The following is a 15,441-nucleotide window of genomic DNA, read 5'->3' on the forward strand; positions in this document are numbered from 1 at the left end:
ATGTTATTTCTTAATGAATGAATGGCGTAGATCATACAATAAGCGAAAATCTTCAATATGACCGTAGTCTTTGTTAATTTCCGAAAGCAGATCTTTCATTTTTGGCTTTTTCAAAGCACCGTGGCGAAGCTTAGACAATGCATTGTTCCAAGCATCTAAAGCGGAACCATCCATTAATAAATCTGATTCTTGCCCCCCAGCTTTACGCCAAACTGTCACCAAGGCATTTCTATTGGAATAATACTCAACTATGAACTCTCCTAGAGGAGTCCACCAATCATCCGAAGGAATCTTAACTCCTTTAATGATCCCTTTTCCAGCAATTTTAAACCTAGTCCATCTATCTAAGATTGAATGACATTCTACTAGTGCGAACCGCCAGTTATTATCTCGGCTACTCTTTTGATAAATGAGATGAGCCGCATCTCTGTTACTTCTGTTGTAAATCAGTTTCCCCAATTGTTTAGCATCTAACGAGTTCAGGTCTCCGCGATAATTTCTTAAATAATCTGTGAGATAATGGTCTGGAATGTTTTTGTATCGGTTAAAAATTGGAAGCGTATTTTTTAGTTTATCGTTATTGTAATATAGAAAACCAGAGATACCATTTGAAAGGATGAATTCTGAGAGAATCTTGTCGTCTGGCACCTTCGTAGCAGGATCCTTTGCAAGCTTACCAAGTAGCTTTGTCGAGGTACTTTCTAGAATTTTACTTCGGATAATTCCAGGTAACTTTTCCCAAAGCGCGTTTCTCTGATCATAGTCAAGAACGTCAGAAAATTCCGATTCAGCTATGTCTTCCAGCAGCCTTAATTCTACTTGGGTTCCGCTGATTAAACAATCGAAAATGTTCTTCACCGCCTTTTTCGAGCGTTTTCCATTTTTAAGCCAATTGGAATTTCCATGATCTTCTCCGAATAGAATAATGAGTTTTTGTGCAGAAGGGTCGCTTAAATCTAAATTATCCAAAACCAATGCAGACGTTCCGTGTAGCATTGAAAGAATCTTTAAAATCCGTGGGTCACTAATTTTAATGGCTATGGCCACCAGTTTTGACTGCTCTACTTTTTTCGCGATAATTAGCAGTCCTTCCATCGATTCTGGATCTTTATCGACGGAAAGTTGCATTTCCAACGCTTTTTCCGGTAAATGTATACTTAATAAAAGATGCGCGTTAAGCCTAAACCACCGTTTTTTATTTGCAGCGTTTATTGCACACTCTACGTTTGATTTATCAATTTTTTTTGGTTTTGTTGCAATTAAGATCGTCTCATTTGCGGATGTTTGTGAAACAAACTGCTGAACTGTGTCGAAATAACTTGGATCAAATAAAAGCCACCTCCAAATTAATTTGGCCTTTTCCGAGTCCAGAATCCCTAAAGATTCACCTATTTTTTTTGAAATGTTAATAGAAATCCAGCTCTTTTTATCCGTATTTAACAGATTAATTATACCGAGTGATTCATTAAGGTCAGCTTTTTTTGTGTTTAGTATGTATTTGTTAACCCATGACTGAACTGCCTTTCCCATCTTTTCATTTGCAGAAAGAAAGCACTCTAATTTAAAGTTTCTAAGAACGGTTAAATCACTGCTGTTTGAATTTTCAATTAATGTAACGAGCCTATCGATCAGTTTATTTTTGAAGTTCTTTCCCGTTTGTGGGTTCGGTGCATGCAATGCTATGATTTGGCCAAGGGTATTTACTTTTTTAATGTCTGTGATAGAATTCAAATTTTCCATTGTAGGAAGTACCACTGCAATTAAATCCAACTCTGATCTAGTCAAATCAGAAAGATTAAGTTCTTTTCTGAAGATCTCCAGTCTGTTTTTCGCATTGATATTCCCAGCTAAAATTTCTTCAGCTAGTCCGCTTGGTAGATAGTTTTCGTTTTTATTAATCAAAAGAAATTCCTTGCTCAAGAATTTACTGTGAATTGATTCTGGGACCGTGATCAGATTTAGCTTATCACCCGATATATTTTCAGCATCGAAATAAATGCCGAAGTTGAACGTTTTGCGTTCGGAAGGTGTCAATAGTTTCCATAATTCATTGGTGGCATTTGACATATCTTTCTGACCGACCCAAATGATTGTATTCTTATATTTGTGGTGATTAACTAATCCATGAATAACTTTGTTAAATCTGCCTTTAAAATTAGTGTCCGTCAGTGTTTCGTTAGATATACTACAATCAACGCTAATATTTTCAAGTACGCTATTTTTATCCATCTCCTGTGGAAGAATAGAAAAAAATGCATTCAGTGACACACATTCGCATATTTGGTCAGCTGGAAGTATAAGAGTATGAGAAAACACTCTTCCAGGTCGTACATCAGAAGATCTATCTGGGAAAGTTTTCATCAACAGAAAATATTCTCCCTCGAAAAAGCCTCTTATTTGAGGATCCCATTTAGTGCCCTGGACATTATCCTGAAGACCTGTTTTAAATGCAAGATTTTTCGCAATATCCTTATCAGGAAAATTTGTTTTTAGCAAATCATAAGCCTTCTTCGGATTCTCGCCGCATAGGGCTTGATATACTTGTATTTTCACTGCAGTGCAATATCGATCAATTCAGTAATATCGTCGGTGTCTTGTCCATCCGCAAAAATAAGGTAGCCGAATTTTTCAGGACCCTCTATTTGATACTTCTCCTGGTTTTCCCGATCTTGTAATGAGAATCCCTGTGCAGATAATCCGACAATGTTCAATTTTGATTTATCCCAGTTTGATTCTAAAAATGACTTTACAAGAGGCATTCTTTCTTGTAAGAGTTTGCCAGGAAGTTCTTTCGTTTCCAACTCATCCCAACATGTAAGAGCAACGGTCAAAGTGACAGCCCGGTTTAGCAAATGGTAATCATGGTTTTTGTAATGAAGTAAAATTTGCAAGAGCTCGATATAGGAGGATTGTTCTGAAAGTACATGTTTTGGTCTTTCTTGATCTGGTGGGGCGGCGATTGTTTTTTCTTCCACCGTTACCTCAGAAATGTCTAAAGATTTGCTGACACTACCTATTCGTATAAATAAAATCCAATGATAACTGTTTTTAATGGCGCTTTCCCATTCTGCGTTAACTTCTCGATTTTCAATTATTTGATTTACCTGCTCTCCACCGTATTCAGGACAGAGAAAGTCAATATGTTCATTCCCTCTTCGAATTGGTATATTGAACTTCACATTTCTTTCTGGCGGTGTTGTCTCAGGTTGTTCACCGTTAGACAGTGCGTCTCTAACCGCTGCAATTGGCGATAAATCTTCAACAGGTTTATAGAGAGAAAGTTTGCTTTTATTCTTGCGTAGGCGCGAATAAAATTGCGACAGAAAAACCGTTTTCGATGCATGAGGCTTTCCAATTAAAAGCAGAGATTTATTCATCGTCCTTATAGTTGAAAAATGGGTCGGAATTCTTTATGTTTTTTATCTTTAAGATTTGTCCAGTTGGCTGGAAAATTTGGTTTAGTAACCAATCCACAACCTTGATGTTATTGCTGTGAACAAGATCGTCAGGATCGTCCATTGAAAAGTTGCTAATGTCAATTTCACTAAATACAGGAAACATTTCTGATAGTTCCTGGCTTAATGATGAAATTATTAACGGATGGATGTCACTCTTTTTGTCTGCCTTCGACCATAAGGTTATAACGGGTCTATTTCTGAGATCATGTCTGAGCATTTCTGCTATATCGATTATTTCTGTCTTTGCCTGATTTTTTCGTTTAACCAAATCATCACAATCCACAAAAAGCATGAAGGCTTGGGAGTTTTGATAAATCCATCTGGCATTGTCAGCATTCGTGTCATTTCTATTTTGTGACCAACGACTAAAAACCTCACCAGAGGCATCTGAAAAAAATAAATCAACAAGTCTTTTCTTGTCACCTCTAAGCGCGATATGATGTAATCGGTTATAAGATAAAGGAGTTGGTTCTGGGAACTCTACCTGGCTATTGTATACTTTCAGAGTATGATACAGTTCGTCCCATCCCAAAATTGTTTTTGAACCAGCAAATTTATAATTAGGAATTGATTTTCCCTGTAACAGTAAGGTAAACAACATGGCTAGGTACGTGGTTTTGCCAGCATCCGCTTTCCCGATTACTCCTATAATCACTGGCATATTCCGCGGTCCGACAAGGGGTAGCTCGTCAACCATCATAGGCTTTCCGGTCCAAGTCAATTGATTTTTTTTTGTCGATTTTGTCTTTTTGGAGACTTCAACCACTTTTGATTGGTTGTTAATCGCCCATGAAGGACAATTTTTATAATCATCTTTTCCTAAATGACAGCTGATAGGAGCGACACAATCTGGATTTGAGCATTTTCCTGTAGCCATTATTTAATCGCAATTAGTTTAGAGATTTGATAGCCATGGAACAACCAATTGCATATATAACTTAGTTTAACTTTAGTATCTAAATCGGGCCCAACTATTTTTTTGAACTCTTCTTTTTTCAGCTGACCCCATAATAAGCCTCGAACAAAACCTAACAAAGTAGAGGTGTTTTCCTCTCCACTTGACTGTACTAAGAATTGCTGACATAAATTTGATGAGCTAGTGATTTCATCTAAGAATTCTCCAAATGTTACTTCACGATCTGCGCAAATTGTTTTCATGGTTCTGATGAGAAAAAAATCAGCGCTAGCAGGGCATATTTCCGGCAACAAGTTTGCAAAATCACTTGCTAAAAGAATCTGAAGGGGGCATTCTTCTATTTGTTCATAACCCTTTTTCACGGTTGATGAATACCCGCTTTCTTTCCACCATAACAATTCTGATTTTAAGGCCTGATTTTTCAATTGAGCCTGCAAAGATGTGACATATTCCACAATCGCATTGTCTTTCGCCGTACTTTTGTTAGCTAGAAATTTTAGAGCAGCAGTAACTTCGTCGGCTATTCCGGTGCCGGCACGTTTTGAGAAAAAATTATGCCATGAATCGGTACTTGCCGTGCTTACAGGATTTTCCCCGTCATAATCGGCCGTTCCAGCGGCGGCTTTCAGATGAGCTTCTATTTTTGCTTTATCAATTGGAAGGTATGTTTGATTTTTTGCATATGCCTCGGAGAGTTCTATGTCTTTAAAAGACCATCGCAGTATTGCTTCCTGTTCGACCCGTTCTCCTAATTCTAATAAAAATTTTCTAAGAATATTCTTTTCTTTATCTACAAGAACTTTATATTTAATTGCGTCTCTCCCGGCATTCCATATAATGGTCGCGTTAATTATGTCTTTCGCTAGATCACTTAAGGCGTCCAGCATTACAGCTCTTATATAGGCTAAAGGGGTATCTTTTACATTGCTAAGAAAGGTTGTCCAGTTTTTTGTTATAAGTTCCTTAACTTCTATTATTTCGGGGTTTTCAATTGAAACCTGACTGTCAAGAGCGGTCATGGTATAGGACAATATTTTATTTTTGTTTTTTAGCTTTTTTACAAGCTCGCCTGACGTTTTTTTAAGTTTATCAAAATGCGAATCGTCAGCTAATATTAAAACACCTTCATTTACAAATTCTCGGAGCATACAATTTAGTTTGGTTAGTTGAGTGTTCTCAAAAGTGTTAAAATTTATCCAATAAAAAAAGACTTAAGAAGTTCAAGTTTATGGTTTTTGCTTAATGTGAGTTACTGATTAATATCTTATCTATTTTTTAAGATGGCAGCATCTGAATCAAGCTAAATGCAACAACTCCCCAATTCACTCCCCATAAATCCTTTTCATCCCTACCCAACTTTGGTTCAAATAAAACATTGAGCCATGAACAACAACACAACACGAGAGCCGTGAGTTTAACGGCAAACATTACCCTAAGATCAAGAGGATCGTTATAGATCCGAGTAAAAAGATCCGATCCAGGATCCGTGGATTTCTTCCCCTGAACCTGGAACATATTCTGGAAGGCCTGCCCACGAGTCAGCCCATTTCAAGGCGCAGCTCCTGCCTGAACCCGGGGATTTAATTCACTCAACATATCACTCAATTTAAATCAGCAGTGTACTGGTGGGAAGGGGATATGCCGCCTGTTTTTTTGGCGGAGTGAAATGTACGTTTGTGATACAAAAGGATTTCAGCCCCTGCCTCGAAACTCGGCGACGGCACATCAAAAACCTCGAAACTCGATTTTTGGAGATTGACCGACCATACCAATGTCAGAAACCCTTTCTATTCCACCTGGGAGATCTTTGCAGAGGCCGTTGGGCTTTATAATTTCTTCTTTGAAAAGGAAATAGGGCTATTGAACAGTGCGGATGGGGTATCTCCGTTTACCAAGGCACATCAGGAAGTGATCCATGCAGCATGCTCTGCTTACGTGGAAGAGTATCCTTTTGTCTTTTCGATCAAGGCACCAGATTCCCTTATGGAGGAAGATTTCCACTTCGAACGTCTGAGGTGGCTCAAGTTCTGGACGGACTGGGCGCTTACCAATTGTGACACCCCGATATTTCTGAACGAGCCATAGATGTTTATTGCCATCGGTTGCAGCACAAAATATGTGTTTGGATTGTAGTTATTTTTTTAAGTTTGAGGCTAACCAAACGAACTGATTATGGGTAACCGCTCATCTTTACCGAAAACCAATCCAAATGAGGAACTGGAAACTACTTGCAGACGAAAATTTAGTTTATTGCTGGATACTGCTTTATTCGAAGTGCGAGACGTATCGGTGAGGGATAAAGGTGTTGATGTGTTTGTAGAGATTAAAAAAGACGGCCATTTCCTCAATTTTCATTTTGCAGTGCAATTGAAAGCCACGCAAACCAGTAAGGTTAAAAAGGACGGATCAATGGCTTATGGTTTGGCCTGCACCAATATTCTTTACCTATTGCATTATGGAATGCCAGCTTACTATGTGCTTTATGATCATAATACCGGGGAGTTCTATGTGGCGAATGTGGAGGAGGTTTGGGAGGCGATGTATGAGAAATACCAGGGGAAGCAGAATCCTACTAAATTCAGTCACAATTTTAGCCGAAAGTTGGATGCGGATGCCATTGCTGAAATCTACAAAGAGACGCTGAAAGCCGGTGATCTGTTTTGGAAAGTGAGTACCCAGCGGAAAGCAAATGGTAAAGAGGCTTTTGGTTCTGGGATCACGATTGATGAAAACAACGATGTGTATAGTGCCGGGCAAAATATATATATGATTGAGCACAGGGGTCTTCATATGCTGAATGACCGAAATTTTCAGCAGATCATTGAGCTGGAGCGTAGAACTTATCTGGGCGGGGAAGAGGCTTCACCGATGTACAATTATGTTTGCGGGATGGCTTATTACTTTAAAGGGGAAATGCTCAGGGCATTGGAGTATTTGAAAAAAGCCAACCGTAGTGCCAGTCTTTTTGCGCCTGAACACCGCTCGACACTGATCCATGTGCTGTTACAGGCAAAACATCTGCTGGGGATGATAGATAGGGAAGTTTTTCAGCAGCAGCGGATGGCATTATTGGAAGGAGAGCGTATTGGTTCTTTTTTGGAATTAGAAAAAGCATGTCAGGAATTTTATGCGAATAAGCGGCCATGCACTGAGAGTGTAGAAAAGTTATATGGGACGATAAGTAATTTCCTTGCCACAAATCCGGACGCCTCGGGTTCCAGGGTGATGGTGTATGCGAAAGTGTTGCATATTGAATTGGTCGTGTTGACTACTGAGTTCCGGGATAACCTCTTCTCTTTGTTTAGTCTGGGTGCTGGTCACCTGAAGGATGAATTGTACCAGGTTTGGGATGAGTATGAGGAAAGTTATTTTGGAAGGCTTCGACAGGTTTATGCTGAAGCGCTGAAAACGATGGATGTTCCGGTATTGACCGCTATTACCAAGAGTCATTTGTCTTGGATCTATAAGACCGCATATATCAAGCAGTTTTTTGACCACTGGAATTCCAGGACTATGATGAGTGCAGGACCTGCTGAAAAGCTAGCCGTGGCGGAACTAATGGAAAGGGCTAGGCGCCTGGAGGGTGTTTGTGAACAGTGTGGTGACACGGCAAATGCGGCTATACAGGTTGATGTCCTTTGCCTGAAGTATGAGATTGAGGACTATAGCGGGCAGGATCAGCTTGCCCAGGAAACGCTGAGCCGGATAAAGGTATTGATTGATGACAGGAATTTGCAGCAATCTAACGGGGCAGATTACCAGGATTTGGCAATGGGTATAACGGATCACTGGAAGTTTTATCGGGAGATGGAGTCCAGGTTTAGTAAGTATTATGAGTTTGTTGCTAATTCAAACATTGATCTTGGATGTTTGGATTTTTCGCAGGCAAAATGTTTGGCTGATGTTAAGCGTGTTGAGTGGTCGATTAATGAGTTGATGAAATTTGAGTTCCCGGCACTAAAGAATTAGGCTCAACCTGGCTTGGTCGTCAGCTGGTCAGTTCTTTGGGCTTTTATAGATTGCGATTGTTACCGTTAAGAAGAATGGAAAGCGATCAGGCTGCGATTTAAAACCTCCCTTTGCAAACCCATCAGTCAAATCTTGTTGAACGATAGGCAATTACTGAAATGATAATACATTTGAAGACTAATAGTTACATCAAGAACGAATAGGATTTAAGTTAAGCGAAAGATTTTGGTAATTTAGTCTCATGATCAATTTAAACAGTGCTCAGGAATCGGTAATAAAATCAGTGTTTGCCGCCATTCCATTTGCAGGGCAACCACTAAATGAAATATTTTATGACTACAGAAGCCGCATTAAGCAGGATCGCTTAAATGAATTTAGTGCCTTGCTTGCTGAATATTTCTCCGAGCATCGGAATGTAGATTTTAGCGGACTGAACAGGGTAGAATTCAGTGATCTTTTTGAATCCATCATTTTAAGGGTGGCTCACACCGGATCGAAGGAAAAACATAAACGTTTCAGGGATATTTTGGTTGGTTACCTGCAAGAGCCTCAGCGGCAACTTGATCATACGGATACTTTCCTTGAACTAGTCTCAGTGCTCACGGAGTCCTCCATCACCGTACTGAAATACCATTACCTCTGTGATCAGGAATTTAACAGGCTGGATCAACTGGAGAAAACACAAGAGGGGTTGGTGAGAAAAGCAGAAAATTTGCTTAAAAAAGAGCTTGAATTAAAAGACTTAGGTGTGGCTAATGATTCCGCTAAATATGAGGCTGAACTTGAAATGTACCGGCCTGAATTGCAAAGAATTCAGGAGGTACAGAAAACGCTGGGAAAGTATAGGAGGGCTGACTTTTACGGATTAGCAGAAGATGATTTTCTGTATTTGAAGCAAATTCTTGCGAGCAGGGCCTTAATGATTGATGGAGGAATAGGTGCTATCGGTCATGTTCAATACCTCCACATGAAGATAACCACCTTTGGGAAACATTTTATTGATTACATCAGGGAGAGTTAATGAGGACCAAAGAGGTATGCCTATAGCGATTTAATAACAGGTATGAAAGGATATTTTGGAAATGAGGTGGCTTGCATCTTCCTGGATCAATTTGCTGCAAGTAATTTGTTTGATCAGCCGCCTTCTGAGGATTGGGTCAAAATCCGTGATCTTTTGCTGGAAAAACATGGGAAGGGGAAATTAATCTGTCCGGTGCCATTTGAGCATCTTTTGGAATCTTCTAACAAGCTTCAGGACAATGCGCTTGTGGTTGACCGTCAGTTTGGAAAACTCTCGAATGGTTTTGCTTTTTTATCAGAATCAGTTGCGGCGACCAGGTATATGATCGCTCTCGTACGGGGGGAAGCTATTAGCCAGAGGGTTTTTTTCGGCTTGCTTCGCCATGCGGAAACGCTGAACCAGGAGGGCGCATTTGTGGAATACAAGGCTTTGCACCAAGTGCTCAAATCACAGATTGATGATACTGTAGGTAATCAGAATGAGCTTAGGGAGACGCTGAAACAGAAACGGTTTCCCAGATCAGTTATAGAGCCGCTTTATCAGGCTGCGAAGTTTTTGCAGGTACGGTCTTTTTTGGATCGCCTAGAATCCCTGATTGCTAAAGGGCATTTCATTAGTGAGGGGGTTACCATCAATGGCGAGCAGGTGATCAAATGGACTGATTTGTTGTTGCAATATTTGTTACTCGAACATAAAATGACATACCAGGAATCGATTAGGCTCTGGGATTTGCTGGATAAAACGGGGTTTGATCAAATCCCTCCGCTTGATATCCGGTGCAGTCTGACAGCAAATATTGCAGTAGAACATAAAAAAGAAACCGTCAATGACCAGATTGATATCATGAGGCTCTCAACGGGGTTACTACCTTCAGACCTGGTGTTTACCGATAAGCAACGTAAATTTGAATTAGAACAAACCGGTTTGGCAGAAAAATACGGAACTAAAGTATTCAGCGGTACAAAGGCTGATGTGAAAGATTTCTTTGCACATTTACAAATGCTCTGATTTTATGCACCATCAAATCGGGCGGTGAGTGGGTTTTTATGTTTATCGAATACCACTAAGGAGGTCTCTATACCAAAGGTATGGAGAGGCGGTTTGTGCAGCTCATCATAACTTGGTGGCTACGATGCATAGGGCTATAAGTGCAATGATCAGCATGGTAATTACTGTGATGGCCACCAAGTATTTAAAATGGATGAATTCTTTTGATAAAATGCGAGAGGCTAAACATGCTCCGTTCCTTAAGGACTTCATTATTATTTCACATCCTCTCAATTTTTCCCTATTTTTCATCCATATTTTAAGAAGCTTTATGGAAAACTGGAAAAAACTACAAGACGCATTAATTGCGTTCAGAAATGAGCGTGACTGGGAACAATTCCACAATCCTAAGGATCTTGCACTTGCACTTTCTATTGAGGCTGCGGAACTAAATGAATTATTCCTCTGGAAAAAGGCAGATGAAGCCAATCCGGAAAAGATCAGGGAAGAATTAGCTGATGTGTTTGCCTATGCGATATTGCTTGCAGAAAAATATGATCTGGATATCAATGAGATCGTGCTGGATAAGATAAAGAGGAACGGGGAGAAGTATCCTGTTGATAAAGCTAAAGGTACGGCTACCAAGTATACAGATCTATGAATGCTGAATGCGAATTTGATGTAACTGAATTTAAATTTAACCGGGATCTTCTAGGTCATTTGATAGAGAGTGAACACATCAAAAACTACTGGCCCGTAGTTTATATTTTAAATAATGGGCAAGGTAAAGAGGCTTACATTGGTGAAACTATAGATGCATTGACTAGAATGTCCGCTCATCTAAAAGATGATGCTAAGCAAAAGCTGAACTCCATGTATCTGGTTGCCAGCGATAAGTTCAATAAGTCTGCGACACTGGACATTGAATCAAACCTCATTAAATACATATCCGGAGACGGTATTTATAAATTACTCAATGTAAATGTTGGATTAGCTAATCATCAGTTTTACGAAAAAGCTAAATATTGGGCATTATTTCAGTTGCTTTGGAACGATCTCCGCGCTAAGGGATTGGCCAAGCACTCATTGCAATATATTGATAACTCTAACCTGTTTAAATATTCCCCTTATAAAAGCTTAGCACCAGAACAGAAACTTGGGCTAATGATGATAATGAACAGCCTGCTGAATGACTACTCCAAAAGGATTGTGGTTGAAGGTGGGGCAGGTACCGGGAAGACTATTTTAGCAATTTTCCTTTTTAAATTGCTCAAGACAGATATCCATGATTTCAACTTCAGTGAATTTGGGAATGAGGAAGAGCTATTTATTGACCTGGTGAAAAGGTTGAAAGAGAAGTATCCTGATCCAAAGATGGCACTTGTGATTCCAATGTCCTCATTCAGGACTACGGTAAAGAAGGTTTTTAACAATGTAAAGGGCTTGAATGCGAATATGGTGATCGGTCCATCAGAAATGGTGAACGATCAATATGATATAGTGCTGGTAGATGAGTCACATCGCCTGCGTCAACGTGTAAACTTGGGGTCTTACTTCAGAGATTTTGACAAAGCATGTGCGAAGCTGGGATTAAACAAAATGACCTGCAGTGAATTGGATTGGGTGCTGATGCGATCGGATAGAAGTATCCTTTTTTATGATGAAAAACAGTCTATCAAACCTTCGGATGCAAATAAGGAAGACTTTGACAGACTAAAATCATCTCCATATACCACCGTAGAGAAGCTTAAGTCGCAGTTTAGGGTAAGGGGTGGACATGACTATATCTCATACATCGATAAGCTACTTAATTGTACTTTAGCCCCAGATAGAAAGATTTACCAGAGTAAAGATTATGAGTTTCTATTGTTTGATTCTCTAGATCAGATGATAGCTGAAATTAAATCGAAGAATGAAGCAATTGGTTTGGCAAGACTAATCGCTGGCTTTTCCTGGGAATGGAAAACTAAAGAAAAGAAGAACAGATACCTGATCGATATTCAGATTGGTGATACTAGCTTGAGGTGGAACAGTAAAGCGATAGACTGGACCAATTCAAAGAATGCAATTGATGAGGTTGGTTGTATCCATACTACGCAGGGATATGATTTGAATTATGCAGGGATCATCTTTGGGCATGAAATCTCCTACGATGAGCTGAATGATGAAATCGTAATCTACAAAGAGAACTATTTCGACAAGAATGGAAAGAATACAGTCAAAGATCCTAAAAGACTGAAATCGTATATATTGAATATTTATAATACAATACTTCAGCGTGGAATAAGAGGTACATATGTTTACGTTTGTGATCCTAAACTCAGAAATTACCTCGCGAAACATATACCCCAGGCTAAAGTTGAGCAACCACAGGTGAAATTGGAAGTGATGGCAACGCAGACAGAAAATAGTGTACCTTTTTACGATCTGTATGCTGCTGCCGGTAATTTTAGCGATTTACAGTATGGTCTCAATCATCATTGGGTTAAACTGCCGGATCGTTACAGCCCTGATTCTGATTTATTCGCCTGTAGGGTAATAGGGGAGTCTATGAATAAGGTCATTCCAAATGGTTCAATTTGTCTGTTCCGAAAATATACTGGTGGTTCCCGAAATGGGAAGATTGTCCTTGCGGAGAGTACTACATTTAAGGATATGGAATTTGGCTCTGGATACACCGTAAAAGAATATCATAGTTCTAAAAACGTTAATGACGAGGGATGGAACCATACTTCAATATTGTTAAAACCATTGTCATATGATCCGAAGTTTGAAGATATTAAACTAACTGAAGATGAGTTAGACAGTTTTAAGGTGATTGGGGTTTTTGAAGGGGTGCTGGCTTAGCTACTAGAGCCATAACTCTCAAATGGCTATTCCCATTTTTTAATTCTTAATGCCATTTCTTTTAATAGTTCCGTATTGTTTTAGTAAAAGTTTATATAAGACATGCTGTCGATTCCTAAAAGAGCTACACCTGCTGCTGTAGTTTTCTTTTGCTATTCTTTTGCTATCCTTTTGGTATTCTTTTGCTATCCTTTTGCTCAGACCAATAGAAATGCACTTTAAACCCATAACAACAGCTATATAAAAACAAATTAAATCTTAAAGGCTGCAAACGGTCAATCTGACCTTATCTTAGCCTTAAGGACAATGGTGTCCTGATTAAATATTTTATACATATGGCAAGCATGAAGTATGGTATCCTTGGACCGATCATCGGGAAAATTTCAAATCTAGTGACTTATATAAGACGTGGCGTGCCAGTGGTCAGGACAAAGCCCAAAAAAAAGAAGAAAAAAGCAGAGCGCTCCATTGCACAACAAGCTGTTAATTTACGGTTCCTGATGGTCAAAAGATTTGTTGCCGTGATTAGTGAATTTATCAATGTAGGCTATCAGTTTGATGTGGCCAAAACCCCAAGAATTCCCGAAAACGGAGCAGTTTCCTACTTGTTGAAAGAAGCGGTAACGGGGGTGTATCCAGATTATGAAATGGATTTCAGTAAAGTGATGGTGAGCAAAGGGAAACTACCAGTCCCCTTAAATCCTACAGTTAAGCTTGATGGCGACACTTTAAAGTTCACGTGGACTGTAGATCCGAAATGGAGCTATAAGCTCAATCGCGATCAGGTAATGCTGCTTGCTTACCTACCTGCCAACAACACCGCAGAATATTTATTAAGCGGAGCACGTAGAAATGAAGGGAGCGAAGAGCTAAAAGTTAGCCTGGTTCCTAAAACAAATAGCAACGCTAATAAAGATGAATATATAGAAACTTATATCGCATTTATATCCGACGACCGTAAAAAGATCTCCGATAGTGTGTATGTAGGAAGGGTATCTGTATAATGGTTTAAAAGATAAATGTAAAGGTCATTATTGAACATCAATAATGACCTTTACATCTCGTTCGGTCAAATCCTGGCATCCTTGGCTATTTTCCCACTTTTTTTTTACCGGCGACAGCATTTTCTTTTAACCCTTCAGCTTCATCACTTTCAGCAATCTGTCGTGTTGATAATTCTGCCAGTGCTGTAAACAATAACTCCGCCTCGGTCATCTGATCCCGAAGGTTTTACCAGTCCATTCCTGATGAATGATATTTGTTAACAAAGCAAACTCATCTCCTTTTTGTACTCCATGCTCCTGCCAGTAATCAGTTAACTCTCAAAAACTGCAAGGAAACTACAGTAACCCACAAGTAGCCTGGTTCAATCTCGAATTGTTGTGGATTCATAACTTCCGCTATTTATAATACCACTTCAGAATTTAATCGAGATAGATTTCAATATTTTATAAAATAATTCATTTTTATGTAATTGGTTACAATAAATTGCATTATGGTTATTGTTTGTAATTTTTATGATAATTTGTTGTGGTTTTTAGAATAACTCTACCTACCTTTGCTTAAAGGCAAAACAAGTAATATGTCGGAAGAGCTACAAGAAAATGTTGTAAAGGAGTCATCTATTGTTTATGGAAAAACTCCTGAATCTCCGGTTATTTACATCAATCCATTTGAGGATTGGGTTTTCAAAAGAATTTTTGCTTCGGAAAGTAGTAAGGAGGTTGCAAAGGCATTTTTGAATGTGGTTTTGGAGGGCAAAAGGTACATTGAATCTATTACTTATGGTAAGAATGAATACCCTGGAGAAATAAGAGATGAAGGTAATTCTGTATTTGATTTCATTTGCAAAGACAAAGATGGGGTAACATTTCTGGTAGAGGTGCAACGACAGGAGCAGAAGAATTTTAAGGAACGTTCATTGTTTTATACCAGTAGGCTGATTAGTGATCAGTCACCGAAAGGGTATAAGGAATGGAGATATAACCTTAAAGAGATATATTCTATTTCATTGTTGGAGAATTTCAGTCTACCAGAAACGAAGCCTGGTAAATATCTTCATAATGTGTCACTATGTGATACGGATACAGGCAGTGTTTTTTATAACAAGCTACACTTCACTTATATCGAAGTTGCGAAGTTTAATAAGAAGGAGCATGAACTAAAGACATTGCTAGATGAATGGCTTTATGCTTTTTTTTCATCTGGCGAGATATGCCAACTTAACACAAGAGGAACGTAAT

The 15,441-nt window shown here is 39.1% G+C and carries 13 protein-coding genes; 8 read left to right on the forward strand and 5 right to left on the reverse strand.

What is annotated here, in order from left to right; all coding sequences use genetic code 11:
• Window positions 1–3: 3 nt before the first annotated feature.
• The 4 genes from WC623_RS15400 to WC623_RS15415 are packed head-to-tail and all read right to left on the reverse strand — an operon-like array spanning window position 4 to window position 5,522.
• The gene (locus WC623_RS15400) at window positions 4–2,553 is read right to left on the reverse strand and encodes a hypothetical protein (RefSeq protein ID WP_372852615.1); all 2,550 of its coding nucleotides are present in this window, start codon (window positions 2,551–2,553) and stop codon (window positions 4–6) included.
• On the reverse strand, window positions 2,550–3,377 hold the full coding sequence (locus WC623_RS15405) for a hypothetical protein (protein ID WP_372852617.1): 828 nt from the start codon (window positions 3,375–3,377) through the stop codon (window positions 2,550–2,552). Before WC623_RS15405 ends, WC623_RS15400 begins: the two co-directional genes overlap by 4 nt.
• On the reverse strand, window positions 3,370–4,335 hold the full coding sequence (locus WC623_RS15410; RefSeq protein WP_372852619.1) for a hypothetical protein: 966 nt from the start codon (window positions 4,333–4,335) through the stop codon (window positions 3,370–3,372). Before WC623_RS15410 ends, WC623_RS15405 begins: the two co-directional genes overlap by 8 nt.
• The gene (locus tag WC623_RS15415) at window positions 4,335–5,522 is read right to left on the reverse strand and encodes a GTPase-associated system all-helical protein GASH (RefSeq protein ID WP_372852621.1); all 1,188 of its coding nucleotides are present in this window, start codon (window positions 5,520–5,522) and stop codon (window positions 4,335–4,337) included. The genes WC623_RS15410 and WC623_RS15415 overlap by 1 nt, the downstream gene beginning before the upstream one ends.
• Window positions 5,523–6,129: 607 nt before the next feature.
• On the opposite strand from WC623_RS15415, the gene WC623_RS15420 reads away from it, so the two are divergent.
• From WC623_RS15420 to WC623_RS15450, 7 genes are all read left to right on the forward strand, one after another.
• Window positions 6,130–6,459: a hypothetical protein gene (locus WC623_RS15420; protein WP_372852623.1), complete on the forward strand. Its 330-nt coding sequence runs from the start codon at window positions 6,130–6,132 to the stop codon at window positions 6,457–6,459.
• A gap of 87 nt (window positions 6,460–6,546) precedes the next feature.
• Window positions 6,547–8,343, forward strand: coding sequence for a DUF4365 domain-containing protein (locus WC623_RS15425; RefSeq protein ID WP_372852625.1), 1,797 nt, complete (start codon window positions 6,547–6,549; stop codon window positions 8,341–8,343).
• 241 nt (window positions 8,344–8,584) lie between these two features.
• The gene (locus WC623_RS15430; RefSeq protein ID WP_372852627.1) at window positions 8,585–9,364 is read left to right on the forward strand and encodes a hypothetical protein; all 780 of its coding nucleotides are present in this window, start codon (window positions 8,585–8,587) and stop codon (window positions 9,362–9,364) included.
• Between the two features lie 42 nt (window positions 9,365–9,406).
• Window positions 9,407–10,372 (forward strand): hypothetical protein, encoded by a 966-nt coding sequence (locus WC623_RS15435; protein ID WP_372852629.1) that lies wholly within the window; start codon window positions 9,407–9,409, stop codon window positions 10,370–10,372.
• Between the two features lie 124 nt (window positions 10,373–10,496).
• Window positions 10,497–11,012 (forward strand): nucleotide pyrophosphohydrolase, encoded by a 516-nt coding sequence (locus WC623_RS15440; RefSeq protein WP_372852631.1) that lies wholly within the window; start codon window positions 10,497–10,499, stop codon window positions 11,010–11,012.
• Window positions 11,009–13,198 (forward strand): DNA/RNA helicase domain-containing protein, encoded by a 2,190-nt coding sequence (locus WC623_RS15445; protein ID WP_372852633.1) that lies wholly within the window; start codon window positions 11,009–11,011, stop codon window positions 13,196–13,198. The genes WC623_RS15440 and WC623_RS15445 overlap by 4 nt, the downstream gene beginning before the upstream one ends.
• Before the next feature lie 335 nt (window positions 13,199–13,533).
• Complete coding sequence (locus WC623_RS15450; protein WP_372852635.1) at window positions 13,534–14,202, forward strand: DUF6266 family protein; 669 nt, start codon at window positions 13,534–13,536, stop codon at window positions 14,200–14,202.
• 85 nt (window positions 14,203–14,287) lie between these two features.
• On the opposite strand, the gene WC623_RS15455 is transcribed toward WC623_RS15450, so the two are convergent.
• On the reverse strand, window positions 14,288–14,413 hold the full coding sequence (locus tag WC623_RS15455; RefSeq protein ID WP_372852637.1) for a hypothetical protein: 126 nt from the start codon (window positions 14,411–14,413) through the stop codon (window positions 14,288–14,290).
• A 367-nt stretch (window positions 14,414–14,780) separates the two neighbouring features.
• Here WC623_RS15455 and WC623_RS15460 point away from each other — a divergent pair, with 367 nt between their 5' ends.
• Window positions 14,781–15,440 (forward strand): Rpn family recombination-promoting nuclease/putative transposase, encoded by a 660-nt coding sequence (locus tag WC623_RS15460; RefSeq protein ID WP_372852639.1) that lies wholly within the window; start codon window positions 14,781–14,783, stop codon window positions 15,438–15,440.
• The last annotated feature ends 1 nt before the right edge of the window (window position 15,441 follow it).

This window comes from Pedobacter sp. (genome assembly GCF_041645105.1).
GTDB lineage: Bacteria > Bacteroidota > Bacteroidia > Sphingobacteriales > Sphingobacteriaceae > Pedobacter.

What these genes read in the sequence shown, in the direction of transcription:
- WC623_RS15455 (WP_372852637.1), bottom strand. Translation starts at nt 14,413, where the DNA reads ATGACCGAGGCGGAGTTATTGTTTACAGCACTGGCAGAATTATCAACA.
- WC623_RS15435 (WP_372852629.1), top strand. Translation starts at nt 9,407, where the DNA reads ATGAAAGGATATTTTGGAAATGAGGTGGCTTGCATCTTCCTGGATCAA.
- WC623_RS15415 (WP_372852621.1), bottom strand. Translation starts at nt 5,522, where the DNA reads ATGCTCCGAGAATTTGTAAATGAAGGTGTTTTAATATTAGCTGACGAT.
- WC623_RS15410 (WP_372852619.1), bottom strand. Translation starts at nt 4,335, where the DNA reads ATGGCTACAGGAAAATGCTCAAATCCAGATTGTGTCGCTCCTATCAGC.
- WC623_RS15440 (WP_372852631.1), top strand. Translation starts at nt 10,497, where the DNA reads ATGCATAGGGCTATAAGTGCAATGATCAGCATGGTAATTACTGTGATG.
- WC623_RS15430 (WP_372852627.1), top strand. Translation starts at nt 8,585, where the DNA reads ATGATCAATTTAAACAGTGCTCAGGAATCGGTAATAAAATCAGTGTTT.
- WC623_RS15460 (WP_372852639.1), top strand. Translation starts at nt 14,781, where the DNA reads ATGTCGGAAGAGCTACAAGAAAATGTTGTAAAGGAGTCATCTATTGTT.
- WC623_RS15450 (WP_372852635.1), top strand. Translation starts at nt 13,534, where the DNA reads ATGGCAAGCATGAAGTATGGTATCCTTGGACCGATCATCGGGAAAATT.
- WC623_RS15405 (WP_372852617.1), bottom strand. Translation starts at nt 3,377, where the DNA reads ATGAATAAATCTCTGCTTTTAATTGGAAAGCCTCATGCATCGAAAACG.
- WC623_RS15445 (WP_372852633.1), top strand. Translation starts at nt 11,009, where the DNA reads ATGAATGCTGAATGCGAATTTGATGTAACTGAATTTAAATTTAACCGG.
- WC623_RS15425 (WP_372852625.1), top strand. Translation starts at nt 6,547, where the DNA reads ATGGGTAACCGCTCATCTTTACCGAAAACCAATCCAAATGAGGAACTG.